This window comes from Streptomyces sp. NPDC001401 (assembly GCF_042895385.1).
Lineage (GTDB): Bacteria > Actinomycetota > Actinomycetes > Streptomycetales > Streptomycetaceae > Streptomyces.
Window position 1 is genome coordinate 299,551 of the sequence record NZ_JBIAWI010000004.1, and the last position, 19,771, is coordinate 319,321.

Below are 19,771 nucleotides of genomic sequence, written 5' to 3' on the forward strand. Positions count from 1 at the left end.
TGCTCATTTTGTCGGACTGACGATAGAGTCGATGGTCGAACCCTCATCCGGCCGTCGTCGTATCAGAAAGGTGCGCCTCGATGACCGAGCATCATCACTTGCCGTCCGAACTCGAAGTCCCCAGCGAAGCCCCCGACCGCAACCTCGCCCTCGAACTCGTCCGGGTGACCGAAGCAGCCGCGATGGCCGCGGGCCGCTGGGTCGGGCGGGGCGACAAGAACGGCGCCGACGGTGCCGCGGTGCGCGCCATGCGGACCCTCGTCTCCACCGTGTCGATGAACGGCGTGGTCGTCATCGGCGAGGGCGAGAAGGACGAGGCCCCGATGCTCTTCAACGGGGAGCGGGTCGGTGACGGGACCGGGCCCGAGTGCGACATCGCCGTCGATCCGATCGACGGGACCACCCTTACGGCCAAGGGCATGCCGAATGCCATCGCGGTGCTGGCGGCTGCCGACCGGGGGTCGATGTTCGACCCCTCTGCCGTGTTCTACATGGACAAGCTGGTCACGGGTCCTGAGGCTGCGGACTTCGTCGACATCAACGCGCCCGTGTCGGTGAACATCCGGCGGGTCGCCAAGGCGAAGCGGTCCACGCCGGAGGACGTGACCGTGGTCATCCTCGACCGGCCTCGGCACGAAGGGATCATCAAGGAGATCCGGGAGGCCGGCGCGCGCATCAAGCTGATCTCCGACGGTGACGTGGCGGGTTCCATCTACGCGCTGCGCGAGGGCACCGGCGTCGACATGCTGCTGGGTATCGGCGGTACGCCGGAGGGGATTATCTCGGCCTGTGCGGTGAAGTGTCTTGGCGGCACGATCCAGGGCAAGTTGTGGCCGAAGGACGACGAGGAGCGGGCGCGCGCGATTGATGCCGGGCACGATCTCGATCGGGTGCTGCTGACTGACGACCTGGTGTCCGGGGAGAACGTGTTCTTCGTGGCCACCGGGATCACCGACGGTGAGTTGCTGCGGGGTGTGCGGTATCGGTCGGAGACTGCGACGACCGACTCGATCGTGATGCGGTCGAAGTCAGGGACGGTGCGGCAGATCAACTCCGAGCACCGGCTCAGCAAGCTGCGGGCTTACAGCGCGATTGATTTTGATCGCGCCAAATAGCTCGAGGGCTTGGGAGCATGAGCGACTGCGGGTGCGTCGTGGCTTGTCGTGCGGTTCCCCGCACCCCTAAAGACATCACGCGCCGCCAGGCCAGAAAGCGCACGGCATACGTCGATGGGGCGCCCCCGGTGCGGTGGGGGCGCCCCATCGGCGTATGTGAGGGGCGTCAGCCCGCTGCCGCTATGCGGCCCTGTGCCCCGGCTGTCTTCTTCAGTTCCATTTCGCGGCGGCGGCGCCTGGCGAGGACCACGCGGCGTTCGGCGGCGGTGAGGCCGCCCCAGACGCCGTAGGGCTCTGGTTGCAGCAGCGCGTGCTCGCGGCACTCGACCATGACGGGGCAGCGGGCGCAGACGCGCTTGGCCGCCTCCTCGCGGGAGAGCCGGGCGGCGGTGGGTTCCTTGGAGGGTGCGAAGAACAGGCCGGCCTCGTCGCGCCGGCACACCGCCTCGGTGTGCCATGGAGCGTCTTGGTCCCTGTCCCGCACTGGCACCCGCTGGGCCGGAACGGCAGCTACCTGCAGGGACGAATGCGGCGGTTGCAGCACGGTCTACTCCTGACGACGGCTTCGCGAGCGAGCGACGATGCAGCAAGGCCTACCCGCTGTGCGCGAGCCTATGCACTGAGTTCCGAACCGCTGGATTTCGCGTGCTCGTGAGCGCCTCGGGACCCCGGCCGCGGGTGGACCAATTCCCTTCGGCGGCGGCCGGATTCACAACTGTCAACGATCCAGGTGTTTGCGCAAACTCTTGTCGACCTTGTTTTGAACGCGGTCGAGAATGTCCGCGACAAGCCTGCCCCGCTTCGGCCGTGCTTCGACGCTGCCCAGCACGGCCCAGCCGTCGATGTAGACGACCGGAGCGTTCGGGTCGGTGGAGTCGAGCGTGTCCACCTCGAAGCTGCCGAGCACACCGCCGCCGGTGCCGCGCAGCGACACGTTCTCCGGTACGCGGACCTCGACGCTGCCGCACAACGAGAATGCCTTGATCGCGACCTGCTGGTATTCGAAGAGCGCCTCGCTGAGGTCTATCTCCACGCTGCCGAAGATCGCGTACGCATGGATACGGCGTCCCGCGCGCCAGCGGCCCTTGCGGACGGCGCTGCTGAAGACCGCCACCACGTTGTCGTCCGGGTAGGCCGGGATCGCGCCCGGCGTGGGGCGGTTCGGGGCGGCGGCGAAGGCCGGGGCCGCGCGGTGCTGGTGGGCCGCGGGCAGGTCCCGTATGAAGACCTCCAGCTCGCCGACCGTCTTGGCGGCGAGCACGCCCTCGACGCGCTCGGCGTGCTCGTCGGCGGTCAGGCGTCCCTCGGCGAGGGCGTCGCGCAGGATGTCGGCGATGCGGTCACGGTCGGCGTCCGAGGCACGCAGTTCGGAAACCCGCGGTGCCGTGTCCTGGTGTTGGGCGCTCTTCTGAAGGTCCACGACAACAGCGTAGCGAAACGCGATAGATCGCGACTACCCCACACTGGGGACCAACTGAGGACAACCTCACAAGCCCGCTGTCCGAGGCAGGTTCTACGCTGGTGAGCGCTCGCCAGTGTCGGCGGGCCGTCGTCTGTCGAGTGAGGAATGGGCTGCGATGCCTGAGTTCGCGTACACCGATCTGCTCCCCATGGGAGAGGACACCACCCCCTACCGGCTGGTGACCTCCGAGGGTGTCTCCACCTTCGAGGCCGACGGGCGGACGTTCCTCAAGGTGGAGCCGGAGGCGCTGCGCAAGCTGGCCGAGGAGGCCATCCACGACATCCAGCACTACCTGCGGCCCGCACACCTGGCTCAGCTGCGGCGGATCATCGACGACCCCGAGGCGTCGAGCAACGACAAGTTCGTGGCCCTCGACCTGCTGAAGAACGCCAACATCGCGGCCGCCGGCGTGCTCCCCATGTGCCAGGACACCGGCACGGCGATCGTCATGGGCAAGCGCGGGCAGAACGTGCTGACCGAGGGCGGCGACGAGGCGGCGCTGTCGAAGGGCATCTACGACGCGTACCTGAACCTCAACCTGCGGTACTCCCAGATGGCCCCGCTCACCATGTGGGACGAGAAGAACACCGGCTCCAACCTGCCGGCGCAGATCGAGCTGTACGCCACCGACGGCGGCGCGTACAAGTTCCTGTTCATGGCGAAGGGCGGCGGCAGCGCCAACAAGTCCTTCCTGTACCAGGAGACGAAGGCCGTCCTGAACGAGGCCTCCATGATGAAGTTCCTGGAGGAGAAGATCCGTTCGCTCGGTACGGCCGCCTGCCCGCCGTACCACCTGGCGATCGTCGTCGGCGGCACGTCCGCCGAGTACGCGCTGAAGACCGCGAAGTACGCCTCCGCGCACTACCTGGACGAGATCCCCGCCGAGGGCTCCGAGCTCGGCCACGGCTTCCGCGACAAGGACCTCGAGCAGAAGGTCTTCGAGCTGACGCAGAAGATCGGGATCGGCGCGCAGTTCGGCGGCAAGTACTTCTGCCACGACGTGCGGGTGGTGCGGCTGCCGCGGCACGGCGCCTCGTGCCCCGTCGCCATCGCGGTGTCCTGCTCCGCCGACCGGCAGGCGCTGGCGAAGATCACCCCCGAGGGCGTCTTCCTGGAGCAGTTGGAGACGGACCCGGCGCGGTTCCTGCCGGAGACGACCGACGAGCACTTGGACGAGTCCTCGGACGTCGTCAAGATCGACCTGAACCAGCCGATGGACGACATCCTCGCCGAGCTCACCAAGTACCCGGTGAAGACCCGGCTTTCGCTCACCGGCCCGCTGGTCGTGGCCCGCGACATCGCGCACGCCAAGATCAAGGAGCGGCTTGACGCGGGCGAGGAGATGCCGCAGTACCTGAAGGACCACCCCGTGTACTACGCGGGCCCGGCGAAGACCCCCGAGGGGTACGCCTCCGGTTCCTTCGGCCCGACCACGGCCGGCCGCATGGACTCCTACGTCGAGCAGTTCCAGGCCGCGGGCGGCTCCAAGGTCATGCTCGCCAAGGGCAACCGCAGCAAGCAGGTCACGGACGCGTGCGACGCGCACGGCGGCTTCTACCTCGGCTCCATCGGCGGCCCAGCCGCCCGCCTCGCCCAGGACTGCATCAAGAAGGTCGAGGTCGTCGAGTACGAGGAGCTCGGCATGGAGGCGGTCTGGAAGATCGAGGTCGAGGACTTCCCGGCGTTCATCGTGGTCGACGACAAGGGCAACGACTTCTTCCAGGACCCGGCGCCCGCGCCGACGTTCACGACGATCCCGGTGCGCGGGCCCGGGCTGGCGTAGCGTCCCGGGACGCCGTACGGCCTCGCACGACATGGCCGTGCGGCGTCGCTGAACGCCTGGATGCCGTCCCACTTCGTCCCAGGAACGAGCGGGACGGCATCTTTGTGAACTTCGCCGGAAACGCTCCGTGCTGACTGGATCACAGCCCGTGATCCGCAGGTCATCTCGGAGGGACAACCCATGATTCGACGCACACTGCGCAGTGGCCTCGTGGCCGCGTTCGCGGTCGTCGCCGTCTTCCCGGTGGCGGCCGTCGCCTCCGCCGGGCCGGCCGCGCAGGCCCACGCCCTGAACTCCACTCCCCCGCAGATCTCCGTGCCGGGGTGGCAGCCGGCCGCCACGCCGTCCACGCTGCCCGCCAGGCCGAAGGCACCGAAGTGCCACCACGGCCGCCACCACGCGAAGACCCACGCCTCCCGCCACCACCGCCAGATCCGGCACATCCACGGCATCCGGCACATCGTCGCGAACCACACCTGGGGCTACGTCGCCACCCGCCACCTGCCGCTGAACGTCCGGTCCGGGCCGGGCACCGGCTACCGCGTCGTCGGCTCACGGCCGGTCGGCGGCAGCGTGGCCCTCACCTGCAAGGTGCGGGGTTCCGGCGTCCGGGGCAACCACCGCTGGTACAGGCTCGCCCACCACAAGGGCTACGTCTCCGCCCGCTACGTGCGCAACCTCAGCACCGTCCGCTGGTGCTGACGGCCCCTCGACCCCACCGATCGTGATCTCCGGTACCTCCCGGCAGGCCGCGGAAGCCTGCCGGGAGGTGCCGTCCGGTAATCGGCCGATCACACCCCCGGTTGGCGTAACCGCAGGTCAACTCGGTCAACTCCCCTTCATATTCCGGTGATCGTGGTATGGCCGGGCGCCGCCGCCGGGAACACATCAGGGCGGTCACCCCGGCATGGCGAGGGAGCGAGATGGAGAGCCACGTGACGGTCAAGAGGCAGCCGCTGCCCGACGCGTCGCAGGACGAAGGGCGGCTCCTGACGGAGCGGCTGCGTGCCCTCAGGCAACGGACGGGGCTGAGCCTGGCCGCGCTGGCCGGTGTCACCCCGTTCAGCAAGTCGACCTGGCACCGCTATCTGAACGGCGACCAGTTCCCGCCCCGGGCGGCGGTCTTGGCGCTCGGCCGGCTCGCGGACGCCGACCCGGGCCCGCTGCTCGCCCTCTGGGACTCCGCCGCACGGGCCCAGGCCGACGGGGCGAGCAACGCCAAACGGCAGCCGGTTCCGCCCGTGCCACCCGTCACCGGACGGCGCCGCCGCATCCTCCGGCCCAGTCGCGCCGTCGTCGCCCTCGCCACCATGGCCGCCACCGTGGCGGTCACCGCGGCCGCCGCGGACGTACTGGACCCCGACCACGCAGCGGCGCCCAGGGCGGCCGCCTCCTGCCACGGCAGCGACTGCCAGGGGGAACTCCCGACCTCCGAGACCTGCAACCGGGACGCGCGCACGGAGAGCAGGGTCGCCAGGGCCGCCGAGGTGGTGCTGCTGCGGTTCTCGCCGTCCTGCGCCACGGTCTGGTCCGAGCTGCGCACCCGGACGGGCGGCGCGCGGGAGATCTCGATCAGATCGGGCCAGGACGAGCTGTCCGCGGAGTACCCGGGCGACAAGTCGGACGGATACAGCAGCCCGATGCTGGCCGCGACGGACCCGCTCGGGGCACAGGCGTGCGCCGAGGTGGCGGGAAAGGGCGCATGCACCGGCCGGTTCGGCGTTCCGGGCCGCTGACGACAACGCCGCCCTGCACAACAACCCCCGGCCGGCCCAAAATCCGGAACATCCCCGCCTCTGCGATCGCTATACGGACATGAGCGACTACCGCATCGAGCACGACTCCATGGGCGAGGTCCGCGTCCCCGCCGACGCCAAGTGGCGGGCCCAGACGCAGCGTGCCGTCGAGAACTTCCCGATCTCCGGCCAGCGCATCGAGCGCGCCCACATCGAGGCCCTGGCCCGCATCAAGGGCGCCGCGGCGAAGGTGAACGCGCGGCTGGGGGTGCTCGACAAGGACATCGCCGAGGCGATCCAGGAGGCGGCCGCGGAGGTCGCCCGGGGGGACTGGGACGAACACTTCCCGATCGACGTCTTCCAGACCGGTTCCGGCACCTCGTCGAACATGAACACCAACGAGGTCATCGCCACCCTCGCCACCGAGCGGCTCGGCAGGGACGTACATCCCAATGACCACGTGAACGCCTCCCAGTCGTCCAACGACGTCTTCCCCTCCTCCATCCACATCGCCGCCACCGCCGCCGTCACCCGCGACCTGATCCCCGCCCTGGAACACCTCGCCGACTCGCTCACCCGCAAGTCCGAGGAGTTCGCGCAGGTGGTCAAGTCCGGGCGGACGCATCTGATGGACGCCACGCCGGTGACCCTGGGGCAGGAGTTCGGCGGATACGCGGCCCAGATCCGGTACGGCGTCGAGCGGCTGTACGCCGCCCTCCCCCGCCTCGCCGAGCTACCCCTCGGCGGGACGGCGGTCGGCACCGGCATCAACACCCCGCCCGGCTTCTCCGCCGCCGTCATCGAAGAGGTCGCCCGCGTCACGGGGCTCCCGCTCACCGAGGCGCGCAACCACTTCGAGGCACAGGGCGCGCGGGACGGGATCGTCGAGACGAGCGGACAGCTGCGGACCGTCGCCGTCGGACTGACCAAGATCGCCAACGATCTGCGGTGGATGGCGTCCGGACCGCGGACCGGCCTCGCCGAGATCGCCCTGCCCGACCTGCAGCCCGGTTCGTCGATCATGCCCGGCAAGGTCAACCCGGTCATCCCCGAGGCCGTGCTCATGGTCGCCGCCCAGGTCGTGGGCAACGACGCCACCGTCGCCACCGCCGGAGCCGCCGGCAACTTCGAGCTCAATGTGATGCTGCCGGTCATCGCCAGGAACGTCCTGGAGTCGATCAGGCTGCTCGCCAACGTCTCGCGGCTGCTCGCCGACCGGACCGTGGACGGGATCACCGCGAACCGGGAGCGGGCGCGCGAGTACGCCGAGTCCTCACCCTCCGTGGTCACTCCGCTCAACAAGTACATCGGCTACGAGGAGGCCGCCAAGGTCGCCAAGAAGGCTCTCGCCGAGCGCAGGACGATCCGCCAAGTCGTCCTGGAGAGCGGGTACGTGGAGCGCGGCGACCTCACGTTGGAGCAGCTCGACGAGGCCCTGGATGTCCTGCGTATGACGCATCCGTAACCTTTCGTCGCGCCGCCGCGAACCGTGACGCGCGCCGCAGCGTCGTATGCCCTGGGCACCTAATATCTGTGCATGGCAGAGGGTGGAGCGGTGAGAGCGGAAGTGAACGCGGTTCCGGCGGCGCGGACGGGGTTCTGGACCCCCGGAACGCAGATCCTGTGGCGCTACCGGGAGAACGCCGGCGAGCGCTTCCACATCGCGCGCCCCGTCACCGTCGTCCGGGACGACGACGAGCTGCTCGCCGTCTGGCTGGCACCCGGCACCGAGTGCGTGAAGCCCGTCCTCGCCGACGGCACCCCGGTGCACGTCGAACCCCTCGGGTCCCGCTACACCAAGCCCCGTACCGTCCAGCTCGACCACTGGTTCGGCACGGGCGTGCTGAAGCTGGCGCGGCCCGGTGAGCCCTGGTCGGTGTGGCTGTTCTGGGAGCCGGGCTGGCAGTTCAAGAACTGGTACGTGAATCTTGAGTCGCCGCTGGTGCGTTGGGACGGCGGGGTCGACTCCGAGGACCACTTCCTCGACATCTCCGTCCACCCGGACCGCAGTTGGCACTGGCGCGACGAGGACGAGTTCGCTCAGGCCCAGCTGGACGGGCTGATGGACGCGTCGGCGGCCGAACAGGTGCGCAGGGCGGGGCGGTCCGCGGTGGAGGTGATCCGCGCCTGGGGCCCGCCGTTCAGCGACCGCTGGCAGCATTGGCGCCCGGATCCGTCCTGGGCTGTACCGTCTTTGCCGGAAGACTGGGACCGTACGCCCGCGCACGTGTCCACATGAGACCCTTGATGCGCCCCCGGTACACAACCGTAGGATCGTCCTCCGCAAGGGTGGGCAGGCGCAACTGCCGGAGCATGCGCTGGGCTTGACCGATCGTCACCGAGGGGCGGCAGGACGTGAGCGAGGGGTACGAGGGCAACATCGGAACGAGCCGTGAACGGTTCGCCGGTGGCACAACAACAGCCTCTGACCACGCGGGAATTCCGTTCCGGGGACACGTATTCCGGGTATCGGGATTCCTGCGGGACGAACTGCGCTCGCGATGCGCAGCCCCGGACGGACGGATTCGACACGCGTGACGGAGCACCCCATGTCCTTCGAGCGCCCGCAGCCGGGCGCCGACCCCGCGGACCCCCGCGGGGCGCTCCTGCACACCCAGACCCCGGCACCCCCCTCCTCCGCGGCCGCCTTACCCGCACAGGCGCGCACCGGGGAGACACCGTCGACGCCGGGTACGGCCACGCCGTGCAGCAAGGGAAAGGAGCCGGCCTCGCCCCCCTCCGACACCACCGGCCCCGAGCACTCCCAGCCCGCCGCCGCAGAAGCCGTGGAACCCGGCACGCACCGCCCGCGCCCCGTGCCCGAGGCCATCCCGGACCAGCCCGGCGGTGAGCAGGACCGGCCGCAGGGGGCCGGCAGCCAGGAGCGCCGTACCGGACAGGGCGGGACGACGCCCGGGCGGCCCACGCCGATGCGGCGGGACGGCGACCGGCTGCGGTTCGTCGGTGCCGCGACGCGGCGGATCGCCCGCGGCATCGACCTCGACGAGATCGTCATGGGCCTGTGCCGGGCCACCGTGCCGACCTTCTCCGACGCGATCCTCGTCTATCTGCGCGACCCGCTGCCCGTCGGCGACGAGCGGCCCACCGGCCCGCTCCTGCTGCGCCTGAGGCGCACCGACCGGATCCCGGCGGAGCGGGACACCGAGGGAGGCTTCTCGCCCGCCCTGCAGCCGGAACCGGCCGAGCTCTCGGAGCTCGACTCGCTCGGCGCCGAACTGTGCGAGGTACGGCCGGGCAGCGCGCTGGCCGAGGTGCTGCGCGGGGTGCGTCCGGTGTTCACGGACGCACCGGCCGCCCGCGCCGCCCTGCCCGAACTCCTGGGTGAGGGTGGTGAGTTCGTCGTACCCGGCGGTCAGCGCGCGATCCTCGCCCCGCTGCGCGGCCGCCGCCGCGTGATCGGCGCCGCGCTCTTCCTGCGCCGCCCGGAGCGCATGGCCTTCGAGGCCGACGACCTGCTCGTCGCCGCCCAGCTCGCCACGCACAGCGCCCTCGGCATCGACAAGGCGGTGCTGTACGGCCGCGAGGCGTACATCGCCGACGAACTGCAGCGCACCATGCTGCCGGAGACGCTCCCGCGGCCCACGGGCGTACGGCTGGCGTCCCGCTATCTGCCGGCCGCCGAGACCGCACGGGTGGGCGGCGACTGGTACGACGCCATCCCGCTGCCCGGCAGCCGGGTCGCGCTGGTGGTGGGTGACGTGATGGGCCACTCCATGACAAGCGCAGCCATCATGGGCCAGCTGCGGACCACGGCCCAGACCCTGGCCGGCCTCGACCTGCCCCCGCAGGAGGTCCTGCACCACCTCGACGAACAGGCCCAGCGCCTCGGCACCGACCGCATGGCGACCTGCCTCTACGCCGTCTACGACCCCGTTTCGCACCGCATCACCATCGCCAACGCCGGCCATCCGCCGCCGGTCCTGCTGCATCTGGGCGGCCGCGCCGAGGTACTGCGGGTGCCGCCGGGGGCGCCGATCGGTGTGGGCGGCGTCGACTTCGAGGCCGTGGAGCTGGACGCGCCCGCCGGAGCGACGCTGCTCCTGTACACCGACGGGCTGGTCGAGTCCCGTCTGCGGGACGTGTGGACCGGGATAGAGCAGCTGCGCGAGAAGCTCGCCGCGACCGCGCAGCTGACGGGACCGGATCATCCGCCGCCGCTCGAGGCGCTGTGCGACGAGGTGCTCGACATGCTCGGCCCGGGCGACCGGGACGACGACATCGCGCTGCTCGCCGCCCGCTTCGACGGGATCGCGCCCAGCGACGTGGCGTACTGGTTCCTGGAGCCCGAGGACGCCGCCCCGGGCCGGGCCCGCCGGCTGGCCCGGCGCGCGCTGTCCCGCTGGGGCATGGAGGACCTCAGCGACTCCGTCGAGCTGCTGGTCAGCGAGGTCGTGACGAACGCCGTGCGGTACGCCTCCCGGCCGGTCACGCTGCGGCTGCTGCGCACCGACGTACTGCGCTGCGAAGTCGGCGACGACGTACCGCAGTTGCCGCGGCTGCGGCAGGCGCGGGCGACGGACGAGGGCGGTCGTGGGCTGTACCTGGTGAACAAGCTGGCCCGGCGGTGGGGGGCTACGCGGCTGAGCACCGGGAAGGTGGTCTGGTTCGAGCTGAACCGGACCTGAGCGTGGCATGCAAAGGGCGCCCGGTGTCTGCCGGGCGCCCTTTGCTTTTGCCGGCTGCTACTGACCGTTCGGGTTGAGCGGATCCGTCGGCTTCGTCGGGGTCTGGGTCGGTGTCTGCGTCGGCGTTTGTGTCGGCGTCTGCGTGGGCGTCTGGGTCGGAGTCTGCGACGGCGTCTGCGACGGCGTCTCGGACGGCTTCTGGCTCGTCGGTGTCTGGCTGGGCGTCCGGCTCGGCGTCTGCGTGACCGTCGGCGTCCAGGTCGGCTGGACCGCCGCGCCCTGCGTGGTGTTCAGCTCGAACTTCAGGCCCGTCTTGGAGACGCCGAAGGTGTACGCCGCCCAGATCTGCGCCGGGAAGGTGCCACCGTTGACGCGGGCCAGTCCGCCGGCCTTGTACATCGAGACCTGTGCGGAGTTCTTGTGGCTCTCGCCGAACAGGCCCACCGAGGTGACCAGGTCCGGCGTGTAGCCGGTGAACCAGGCCGAGCGGTTCTCGTCGGACGTACCCGTCTTGCCGGCGACCTTGCGGCCGTCGCGGTTGGGGTTGGCCTCGACCGACGTCTTGGCCGTACCGTCGTCGACCACGCCGGTCAGCACCGAGGTGACCGTGTCCGCGGCCTCGGGGCTGATGACCTGGTCGCCGATCGGGTTCGGCAGGGTCACCGAATGCCTGCTGTTCTCCACGGACTTGAGGATGGTCGGGGTGACCTGCTTGCCGTGGTTGTCGAGGGTCGCGTAGACGCCGGCCATCTGCAGCGGGCTCGCGCCCATGGTGCCGAGGGTCTGTGCGGGCACCGGCTTGAGGTTGGCGGTGTCCATGCCCATCTGGCTTGCGACCTTGAGCACCTTGTCCATGCCGACGTCGACGCCCATCTGTGCAAAGACGGAGTTGACGGACTGGTTCATCGCCGTCTGGACGGTGATGGGGCCGTAGCTCTGGTCGTCCTCGTTCTCGGGGGCGAAGCCGACCTTGTTGCCGTTGCTGTCCACGACCTGGCGCTTGCTGGTGCCGTCGTAGATCGTGCTCGCACCGATGGCCTTGCCGGTCCGCGTCTGTGCGGCCTCGTCCAGGGCGGCGGCGAGGATCACCGGCTTGAACGTCGAGGCGGGCTGGTAGTCCGTGCGGGTCGCGTTGTTGCGGTAGTGCTTGTAGTAGTCCTTGCCGCCGTACATCGCGACGACCGCGCCCGTCTTCGGGTTCACGGACACGGCGCCGGCCTGGACGTCCGCGTCGACCGAGCGTTTCTTCGGGTCGAGCTTGCTGGTCAGCTGCGCCTTGGCGGCCTTCTCCAGCGCCTCCTGCTTCTTCTTGTCGATGTTGAGCGTGATGGTCCAGCCGCCGGCCTTGACCATGGTCATGGCGTCGTTGAAGTTGTCGGCGGTGCCCTGGGTCACCAGCCGCTTCGCCAGCTGGTTGTTGGCCGCGTCCACCAGGTAGCCGGTCTGGCCGCCCATGCCTGGCGCCGCCTTGGGCGGCTTCGGGGTCGGGAACCTCAAGCCGTCGCGCTCGGTCTTGTTGAGCCAGTTCTCCTCGACCATGTTGTCGAGGACGTAGTTCCAGCGGGCCTGCACCATCCGCTTGCCGGTGTCGGACGCGATCGCCCAGTCGTACTGGTTCGGCGCCTGGAGAAGCGCGGCGAGGTACGCGCCCTGCGCGACCGTGAGCTTCTGGGCGTCCACGCGGTAATAGGCCTGCGCCGCGGCCTGGATGCCGTACGCGCCGCGGCCGTAGTAGCTGGTGTTGATGTAGCCGGCGAGGATGTAGTCCTTGGTCTTCGTGCGGTCCAGCTTCAGCGAGATGACCAGTTCCTTCAGCTTGCGCGAGACGGTCTGGTTCTGCGTCAGGTAGTAGTTCTTGACGTACTGCTGGGTGATCGTCGAACCGCCCTGCGCGCCCTTGCCGGAGAGCGTGTTGAGGATGCCTCGGGCGGTGCCCTTGAGGTCGACGCCGTTGTCCTTGTAGAAGGTCTTGTTCTCGGCGGCGACGAAGGTGTGCTGGACGGGCTTGGGCACCTTCGACAGGTCGACGATCTCGCGGTTGCGCTCGCCGTCCCGGGTCAGCAGCTCGCCGCCGCTGTACTTGTAGACGTTGCTCTGCAGCGTCGCGTCGCCGTTGCCGACTTCGGGGACGCTGATCATCATGTACAGCGCGACGAAGCCGCCCATGCCGAGCAGGCACAGCACGAAGAAGGTCCCGACGATCTTCTTCCAGGTGAACAGCCGGCGTATGAAGCTCCTGCCGTCCTTGCCGCCCTTACCCGCCTTGCCTCTCCCCTTGCCCTTGCCCTGAGCCGCCCGTCGGGCCGCGGCCCGGCCGCCTATGACGGTGGGCTCAGTCCCGGTCGACTCCATCCCGGACGAGCGCGTAGGGGGCGCCGCGCGGCGGCCACCGCGCTGTCGCGCTCGTCTATCTTCCGCTCGTCCCATGGATCCGTTCCGCTCCGCTTCGCTCATGTGTGCTCGTCTGCCACACAAGTTCACCGCACAGGTCAGCTCAGAAAGCTAGCACTGAGAGATGTGACAAAGACCGTTCCATCCGGCCTTTTGGGGACGTGACAATCAGCACGCCGGTTCAATGGAACCGACTCACACCAGCACCCAAAGGTTGCGCAGACCCCTGGTGACCGCCGAGCAGGCCATCAAAGCGCTGTCATTTGTCATGAACCTTACCTACTATAGGTACCCACGTTCGAATCGACCGCTCGAACGCGAAACAGGGGGACACCAGTGGGCAAGTGGACGGCCGGCGGAAAGATCAGCTACGGCCTCGACGCCGACGGCGAAGGCTGCCGCACGTGGCGGCTGCTGAGGTCACCGGCCGACAACTGACCGCACGCCGGCCACGCCGCGCCAGGCCGGGATCGGCCCGCACCGCCCTACCCGGCGACATGGGCGACGAGCGCGATCCGCCACGGCATCAGCGCGTGCCCGTTGATCAACGCATCCCCATTGACCTCATGACCATGTCAACGCTCCTTTGGATGCACCTCACAGAAGGAACTCCGTGATCAAGAACCGCCGACTCAGGCGAATAGGCACCGTCGCAGGCACCCTCTCCGCTGCCCTTCTCCTCCCCGTCACCCAGGCAAGCGCCGCCGCCGGTGAAATCGAGCGCGCGACCGCCACCGATTACTCCAATGAGGTCGAGTGGGTGAAGTGCGCCGACAAGAAGGAGGACGGCGGAATCGTGTACCAGGCCTGCTTCTCCCCTCCGGGCGACTGGTTCTCGGTCTACGACGGCAACCCGGATGGCTCCTCCGCCGTCGTGGACTGGGAACAGGGGAGCCGATGGGGCTCCATCTTCAACGCTGACGGCGCCGCCACCTACCGCTACAAGAACAAGGACTTCCCCGAGAGCGCCACCATCCGCTTCCGCATCTGCCTGGGCCACTGGTCCACCAAGACGATCACTGCGGGTACCTGCTCCGGCTGGGTGAGCAACCTCACCTGACGAGACCCCGGATGAACCGGGCGCGATGCCGACTGCCGCGTGCCCGGTTCATCGGCACGGTGCCCGGACGCCGGTGAACCCGTCCGAGCCCCAGTGACACAACCGTGACAATCGGCCCCCACCAGGGCCTTCACACCCCACCGTCGAGCACTGCACACGCCGCGTATACACACCAGGTATACACCGCATGTACAGTGCTCCGCATGTCCATCGGTCACACCCTTCTAGGGCTCCTGGAGTCCGGGCCCCGCCACGGCTACGACCTCAAGCGGGCCTTCGACGAGAAGTTCGGTCACGACCGGCCGCTGCACTACGGCCAGGTCTACTCGACGATGTCCCGCCTGCTGAAGAACGGGCTCGTCGAGGTCGACGGCATAGAGGCGGGCGGCGGTCCCGAGCGCAAGCGGTACGCGATCACCGACGCCGGGATCACCGACGTGGAGCGGTGGCTCGCAACGCCGGAGGCGCCCGAGCCGTATCTGCAGTCCACGCTGTACACCAAGGTCGTCCTCGCACTGCTCACCCACCGCGACGCGGCCGACATCCTCGACACGCAGCGCTCCGAGCACCTGCGCATGATGCGGATCCTCACCGACCGGAAGCGGAAGGGGGATCTCGCCGATCAACTCATCTGCGACCACGCCCTGTTCCATCTCGAGGCCGACCTGCGCTGGCTGGAGCTCACCGCCGCGCGCCTCGACAAGCTCGCGGAGGCGGTGGCCAAGTGACTCCCGCAGGTTCTCTGCTCGTCGCCGACGAGCTGCGCAAGGCGTACGGGCCGACCGTCGCGCTCGACGGTGCCGAGTTCTCCATCCACCCGGGTGAGGTCGTCGCCGTGATGGGCCCCTCCGGGTCCGGCAAGTCGACGCTGCTGCACTGTCTCGCCGGGATCGTGACGCCCGACTCGGGCTCGATCACGTACAACGGACGCGAGATGGCGACCATGAGCGACGCCGAACGCAGTGCGCTACGGCGCTCCGAGTTCGGGTTCGTGTTCCAGTTCGGCCAGCTCGTACCCGAGCTGACCTGCGTCGAGAACGTCGCCCTGCCGCTCAGGCTGAACGGCACCTCCCGCAAGGAGGCCGAGCGGACCGCGCGGACGTGGATGGAGCGGCTCGAGGTCGACGACCTGAGCAAGAAGCGCCCCGGTGAGGTCTCCGGTGGACAGGGGCAGCGCGTCGCCGTCGCCCGGGCCCTGGTCACCAACCCCCGCGTGCTGTTCGCCGACGAGCCCACCGGCGCGCTCGACTCGCTCAACGGCGAGCGCGTGATGGATCTGCTCACGGACGCCGCCCGGTCCACCAACGCCGCCGTCGTCCTCGTCACGCACGAGGCCCGGGTGGCCGCGTACTCGGACCGCGAGATCGTCGTACGGGACGGCAAGTCCCGGGACATGGAGCGCATCGTATGAAGGTGCGGGGGCAGTGGGCCAGGGATCTGGCCATGGGGGTGCGGTTCGCCTTCGCCGGTGGGCGTGAGGGGTGGACCCGGGCGGTGCTGACGGCCGTGGGAGTCGGGCTCGGGGTGGCGTTGCTGCTGCTGACCACGGCGGTACCCAGCGCCCTGTCCGCGCGGGACAAGCGCAGCAGCGCCCGGGACGACTTCACGTACAGCGAGAAGGTGCTGCCGAAGAAGGCAGACACGCTGATCATCGGCCGGGCCGACACGAACTTCCGCAGTACGGACGTGCGGGGGCGGCTGCTGGAGCCCGAGGGCGCGAAGGCGCCGTTGCCGCCGGGAGTCGGGAAATTCCCGGGCAAGGGCGAGATGGTCGTCTCGCCCGCGCTGGAGGAGCTGCTGAAGTCCGGTTCCGGCAAGCTGCTGCGCGAGCGTCTGCCCTATCGCGTCGTCGGGACGATCGGGGACTCCGGGGTCATCGGGCCCGCCGAACTCGCCTACTACGCGGGAGCGACCGGGCTGGAGAACCGTCTGTCCGGCGGCTACGTCGAGCGGATCAACTACTTCGGGCCCTCCCCACAGCATCAGCAGGACCAGCTCGACCCGATCCTGATCCTGCTCATCATGATCATCTTCGTGGTGCTGCTGCTGCCCGTCGGCGTGTTCATCGCAGCCGCCGTGCGCTTCGGCGGCGAGCGGCGCGACCGTCGGCTCGCGGCCCTCAGGCTGGTCGGTGCGGACGGGCGGATGGCGCGCCGGATCGCGGGCGGCGAGGCCCTCGCGGGTGCGCTGCTCGGGCTCGTCCTCGGCAGCGTGTTCTTCCTGGCCGGGCGGCAGTTGGCGGGCGTGCTGGTGGTGCGGGACATCAGCGTCTTCCCGAGCGACCTCAACCCGTCACCCGCGCTCGTCGCGCTCATCGCCGTCGCCGTACCGGCCGCGGCCGTCCTGGTCACGCTGTTCGCGCTGCGCGGGGTCGTCATCGAACCGCTCGGCGTGGTCCGTACGGCGAAGCCGCCGCGCCGCCGGCTGTGGTGGCGGCTGCTGCTGCCGCTGGGCGGTCTCGCGCTGCTGTACCCGATGGTCGGGCAGGGCCGCACCAACGGGAACTTCAACGAGTGGATGGTGATCAGCGGCACCGTGCTGCTGCTGATCGGCGTCACCGCGCTGCTGCCGTGGATCGTCGAAGCCACGGTGGCCCGGCTCAACTCCGGCTCGGTCTCCTGGCAACTGGCCGTCCGCAGGCTGCAGTTGAGCAGCGGCTCGGCCGCCCGCATGGTCAACGGCATCGCGGTCGCGGTGGCCGGGGCGATCGCCCTGCAGATGCTGTTCGCGGGCGTCGAGCACGACTACGTCAAGGCGACCGACAACAACCTGCGCCGGGCCCAGCTCCAGGTCAACGTGGAGGGAAGTGTCCAGCCGGACCAGGTCCGCCGGCAGCTCGCGGACACGAAGGGCGTGCGCAGCGCGCTGGTCCTGGCCAACGGCTCGGCCGGGAACAAGGCGAAGGACCCGCAGAACTCGACCGAGGTGGCCGTCGGCAGCTGCGCGGAACTGCGCGAGGTGGCACAGCTGCCGTCCTGCCGCAAGGGCGACGTCTTCCAGATCCTCGGCACCGGGTACGACGACGACACCAAGAAGCTCGCCAAGCCGGGCACCACCCTGTGGTTCGACGGCGGGACCGATACCCGCACCGCGTCCTGGAAGATGCCCGCCGGGATCAAGACGGCCGCCCAGCGCGAGGACCCGACCGGCTTCGAGCGCGGCGGCCTGCTGTTCGCCTCGGGCGCGCTGCCCGAGGCCACGGTGGCCGGCCTGAACCAGGAGGTGTTCATCGCGCTGGATCCCTCGGTGCCGGACGCCCGCGAGTACGCGCGCAACACCACTGCACGACTGGATCCGCTGGCGGACGTGTACACCCTGACGTCCGGCAAGGTGGACCTGCAGTTCCGCGCCATCCGCAACGGCCTGTTCGTCGGCGCCACCTGCGTCCTCGTGCTGATCGGCGCGAGCCTGCTGGTCTCCCAGCTGGAGCAGCTGCGCGAGCGCAAGAAGCTGCTGTCCTCGCTGGTCGCCTTCGGCACCCGGCGCCGCACGCTGAGCCTGTCGGTGCTGTGGCAGACGGCGATCCCGATCGCGCTGGGCCTGCTGCTGGCCTCGGTGGTCGGGCTGACGCTGGGCACGGTGCTGCTGAAGATGGTCGAGTCCACGGTGACCGTGGACTGGGCGAGCGTGCTGTCGATGACGGGCATCGGGGCCTCGGTGGTCATCGCCGTGACCCTGCTCAGCCTGCCCCCGCTGCTGCGGCTGATGCGCCCGGACGGCCTGCGCACGGAGTAGCCGGAACGGGCCGGGCCCCTCCCCCTGCGACGGGGAGGGGCCCGGCCCGTTCACCGGCCGTTTCACAGGCTGTACTCGCGCACCACCCGCCGTACCTGCGCGAACAGCATGCCCACATTGACCGACTTGCGGCAGACGACGACGGCGACGACGTCCTGCTGCTCATTCATGCGCACGAACAGGTGCGTGAGGTTCTCGCTGTTGACCAGGATCTCCTGGAAGAAGTGGTTCTCGCTCTGGATCCCACGGCGCTCCTTGAAGACGTCCTCGATCATCGCGACCGTGCGTCCCTGGAACAGGTCGAGGGTCGCGCCCGCCAGCAGGTCCAGGACCTCCGGCGGATGGTTGTCGACCGTCTCGTACGACAGCAGCATGCCGGTGGACATGTCGACGACGCCCGAGGCGACACAGTCGGGGGCGTCGGTTCGGAGGGACTTGACCAGGCTCATCACCTGGTCGGAGAAACCTGGGGTCATACGCTTCGTCGCCATCCCTTCAGACTCCTTCTGCTGTCTTGTGCTTGAGGATCGAGCCGATACGGTCCAGGGCGGGCCCGCTCGCCCGGTGCAGCCGGTCGACGTCCATGCCCTCGTCGCCCAGCACCACGATCAGGGCGGTGTCACCCACGGCGTAGAAGGCGGCACAGCCGTGGCTGCCGTACGTCACGGTCTGGCGCAGCGTGCCGCGGGCGGTCGCCTGGGCGGTGCGGCGGGCGAGGCCGAGACCGGCCGCGGCGAGGGCGGCGAGGCCTTCCGGGTCGATGGAGTCGGCTGTGTCGGCCGCGATCAGCAGTCCGTCGGCCGCCGCGACCGCGGTGTCGGTGATTCCGGTCACCTGCTCCCGCAGGCCGCGCATTTCGAGCGCCAGGGCTTCGTGATCCATATGCTCAACTCCCGTATTTCTCTTCGCATTTCTTGTGTTTCGCATCGGCTCGGCGGGCTCATTTCGGGGTTCCGTTCCGCAGCCGGAAGAAGCCGCCGGGTCTGCGGCGGGGCAGGTCGACGGGTGCCGGCGGCTGCGGTGGGGGTGGTGCGGGCGGTGGCGGGATGCGGTGGCGGATGCCGTCGGGGGGTGCGCGGACCGGGATCGGCGCGGGCTCGGCAGGGCACTCCAGGAGCCCTTCGCCGAGCATGCGGGCGACCTCGACGGTGACGGTGTAGACGCCGCGCCCGGTACGGAAGGCCAGGTCACGGGCCGTACGGCGGCCGTCGGCATGGTCGAGCAGCGCGCGTTGCAGCGCGGTGAGCGGCACGTTGAACTGCGCGGCGGGGACGGGCCGTTCGCGGTCCGGATGGACGGGGTGAGGCAGGGCCGCGAGGGCGGCGAGCTTGCGGGCGGCATCCTCCAGGAGCCGGGCGGGCGGCTCGCCCACGGCGACCGGGGCGGGCGGTTCGACGGCATTCTCGGCGGGCTCGCAGCCGTCGACGCGGCCCGCGAGGATCGCGAACGCCGCGTCCTGCAGCGCCATCACGCACACCACCCGGAGCTGGGCGGCACCGGCGTACCCGTGGGCGATCAGCCCGGCGGCGGGCCAGCGCGCACCCCCGGCCTCCCGCACCAGCCCGGCCCACTGCTCGCCGTTCACCCGCCCGGACCGCAGCAGCAGCGTCTCGGGCCCGGGCGCCCCGGGCGACTCGGCGGCGACGACGAGCCCGCCCCTGAGGTGCAGGATGCCGCCGGGCGCCCCGAACACGCGCAGGGCGCCGGTCCACCCTTCGCGCCCGCAGGCGGCAAGTGCCCGCGCCAGCAGGTCGTAGCCCGACATCACGCGGAAGGTGTATCAGCCCGAACGCATATTCCGGCCGCAGATTTCCGACCTGTCCCCAGGTGACGGAAGTTGAGC

At 69.8% G+C, this 19,771-nt stretch carries 17 protein-coding genes; 11 read left to right on the top strand and 6 right to left on the bottom strand.

The genetic code is table 11. From position 1 onward, the window contains the following. Positions 1–80: 80 nt before the first annotated feature. Entirely contained in the window at positions 81–1,115 is a 1,035-nt protein-coding gene (gene glpX / locus ACFY10_RS16655) for a class II fructose-bisphosphatase (protein ID WP_390665841.1), read from the top strand. Positions 1,116–1,281: 166 nt separating this feature from the next. On the opposite strand, the gene ACFY10_RS16660 is transcribed toward glpX, so the two are convergent. Then, positions 1,282–1,659 carry a WhiB family transcriptional regulator gene (locus tag ACFY10_RS16660; protein ID WP_390665842.1) on the bottom strand — a complete coding sequence of 126 codons (378 nt, stop codon included), beginning with the start codon at positions 1,657–1,659 and terminating at the stop codon, positions 1,282–1,284. 174 nt (positions 1,660–1,833) lie between these two features. After that, positions 1,834–2,535, bottom strand: coding sequence for a DUF1707 domain-containing protein (locus ACFY10_RS16665; protein ID WP_390665843.1), 702 nt, complete (start codon positions 2,533–2,535; stop codon positions 1,834–1,836). A gap of 157 nt (positions 2,536–2,692) precedes the next feature. Between ACFY10_RS16665 and ACFY10_RS16670 the strand changes: the two genes are divergently transcribed. The 6 genes from ACFY10_RS16670 (at position 2,693) to ACFY10_RS16695 (ending at position 10,742) form a co-directional block, all read left to right on the top strand. Beyond that, positions 2,693–4,360, top strand: coding sequence for a fumarate hydratase (locus tag ACFY10_RS16670; protein ID WP_390665844.1), 1,668 nt, complete (start codon positions 2,693–2,695; stop codon positions 4,358–4,360). Positions 4,361–4,540: 180 nt separating this feature from the next. Further along, complete coding sequence (locus ACFY10_RS16675) at positions 4,541–5,062, top strand: SH3 domain-containing protein (RefSeq protein WP_390665845.1); 522 nt, start codon at positions 4,541–4,543, stop codon at positions 5,060–5,062. 233 nt (positions 5,063–5,295) lie between these two features. Then, positions 5,296–6,096: a DUF2690 domain-containing protein gene (locus tag ACFY10_RS16680; protein WP_390665846.1), complete on the top strand. Its 801-nt coding sequence runs from the start codon at positions 5,296–5,298 to the stop codon at positions 6,094–6,096. Positions 6,097–6,175: 79 nt separating this feature from the next. Then, on the top strand, positions 6,176–7,561 hold the full coding sequence (locus ACFY10_RS16685; RefSeq protein ID WP_390665847.1) for a class II fumarate hydratase: 1,386 nt from the start codon (positions 6,176–6,178) through the stop codon (positions 7,559–7,561). A 72-nt stretch (positions 7,562–7,633) separates the two neighbouring features. Next, complete coding sequence (locus ACFY10_RS16690) at positions 7,634–8,335, top strand: DUF402 domain-containing protein (protein WP_390665848.1); 702 nt, start codon at positions 7,634–7,636, stop codon at positions 8,333–8,335. A 310-nt stretch (positions 8,336–8,645) separates the two neighbouring features. Beyond that, positions 8,646–10,742, top strand: a complete 2,097-nt coding sequence (locus tag ACFY10_RS16695; protein WP_390665849.1) for a SpoIIE family protein phosphatase — start codon at positions 8,646–8,648, stop codon at positions 10,740–10,742. Between the two features lie 57 nt (positions 10,743–10,799). Here ACFY10_RS16695 and ACFY10_RS16700 read toward each other — a convergent pair whose 3' ends face one another. Further along, positions 10,800–13,169 (bottom strand): transglycosylase domain-containing protein, encoded by a 2,370-nt coding sequence (locus ACFY10_RS16700; RefSeq protein WP_390665850.1) that lies wholly within the window; start codon positions 13,167–13,169, stop codon positions 10,800–10,802. A 577-nt stretch (positions 13,170–13,746) separates the two neighbouring features. On the opposite strand from ACFY10_RS16700, the gene ACFY10_RS16705 reads away from it, so the two are divergent. From ACFY10_RS16705 to ACFY10_RS16720, 4 genes are all read left to right on the top strand, one after another. Beyond that, positions 13,747–14,193, top strand: a complete 447-nt coding sequence (locus ACFY10_RS16705) for a hypothetical protein (protein WP_390665851.1) — start codon at positions 13,747–13,749, stop codon at positions 14,191–14,193. A gap of 203 nt (positions 14,194–14,396) precedes the next feature. Continuing rightward, the gene (locus ACFY10_RS16710) at positions 14,397–14,921 is read left to right on the top strand and encodes a PadR family transcriptional regulator (RefSeq protein ID WP_099934379.1); all 525 of its coding nucleotides are present in this window, start codon (positions 14,397–14,399) and stop codon (positions 14,919–14,921) included. Further along, positions 14,918–15,604, top strand: coding sequence for an ABC transporter ATP-binding protein (locus tag ACFY10_RS16715; protein WP_390665852.1), 687 nt, complete (start codon positions 14,918–14,920; stop codon positions 15,602–15,604). Before ACFY10_RS16710 ends, ACFY10_RS16715 begins: the two co-directional genes overlap by 4 nt. Continuing rightward, positions 15,601–17,928, top strand: a complete 2,328-nt coding sequence (locus ACFY10_RS16720; protein WP_390665853.1) for an ABC transporter permease — start codon at positions 15,601–15,603, stop codon at positions 17,926–17,928. The genes ACFY10_RS16715 and ACFY10_RS16720 overlap by 4 nt, the downstream gene beginning before the upstream one ends. Positions 17,929–17,990: 62 nt before the next feature. Here the strand turns inward: ACFY10_RS16720 and ACFY10_RS16725 are convergent, their stop codons facing one another. From ACFY10_RS16725 to ACFY10_RS16735, 3 genes are read right to left on the bottom strand one after another with little or no spacing between them, the layout of a single operon-like run. Beyond that, entirely contained in the window at positions 17,991–18,419 is a 429-nt protein-coding gene (locus tag ACFY10_RS16725) for a hypothetical protein (RefSeq protein WP_390665854.1), read from the bottom strand. 4 nt (positions 18,420–18,423) lie between these two features. After that, on the bottom strand, positions 18,424–18,810 hold the full coding sequence (locus ACFY10_RS16730) for a roadblock/LC7 domain-containing protein (RefSeq protein WP_390665855.1): 387 nt from the start codon (positions 18,808–18,810) through the stop codon (positions 18,424–18,426). 58 nt (positions 18,811–18,868) lie between these two features. After that, a complete protein-coding gene (locus tag ACFY10_RS16735) occupies positions 18,869–19,693 on the bottom strand; it encodes a MarR family transcriptional regulator (RefSeq protein ID WP_390665856.1) in 825 nt (274 codons plus the stop codon). Positions 19,694–19,771: the final 78 nt, after the last annotated feature.

Bases quoted from the DNA above. Each gene is read 5' to 3' on its own strand.
- glpX (WP_390665841.1), top strand. From the start codon at position 81: ATGACCGAGCATCATCACTTGCCGTCCGAACTCGAAGTCCCCAGCGAA.
- ACFY10_RS16670 (WP_390665844.1), top strand. From the start codon at position 2,693: ATGCCTGAGTTCGCGTACACCGATCTGCTCCCCATGGGAGAGGACACC.
- ACFY10_RS16675 (WP_390665845.1), top strand. From the start codon at position 4,541: ATGATTCGACGCACACTGCGCAGTGGCCTCGTGGCCGCGTTCGCGGTC.
- ACFY10_RS16685 (WP_390665847.1), top strand. From the start codon at position 6,176: ATGAGCGACTACCGCATCGAGCACGACTCCATGGGCGAGGTCCGCGTC.
- ACFY10_RS16690 (WP_390665848.1), top strand. From the start codon at position 7,634: ATGGCAGAGGGTGGAGCGGTGAGAGCGGAAGTGAACGCGGTTCCGGCG.
- ACFY10_RS16695 (WP_390665849.1), top strand. From the start codon at position 8,646: ATGTCCTTCGAGCGCCCGCAGCCGGGCGCCGACCCCGCGGACCCCCGC.
- ACFY10_RS16700 (WP_390665850.1), bottom strand. From the start codon at position 13,169: ATGGGACGAGCGGAAGATAGACGAGCGCGACAGCGCGGTGGCCGCCGC.
- ACFY10_RS16710 (WP_099934379.1), top strand. From the start codon at position 14,397: ATGTCCATCGGTCACACCCTTCTAGGGCTCCTGGAGTCCGGGCCCCGC.
- ACFY10_RS16720 (WP_390665853.1), top strand. From the start codon at position 15,601: ATGAAGGTGCGGGGGCAGTGGGCCAGGGATCTGGCCATGGGGGTGCGG.
- ACFY10_RS16725 (WP_390665854.1), bottom strand. From the start codon at position 18,419: ATGGCGACGAAGCGTATGACCCCAGGTTTCTCCGACCAGGTGATGAGC.
- ACFY10_RS16730 (WP_390665855.1), bottom strand. From the start codon at position 18,810: ATGGATCACGAAGCCCTGGCGCTCGAAATGCGCGGCCTGCGGGAGCAG.
- ACFY10_RS16735 (WP_390665856.1), bottom strand. From the start codon at position 19,693: ATGTCGGGCTACGACCTGCTGGCGCGGGCACTTGCCGCCTGCGGGCGC.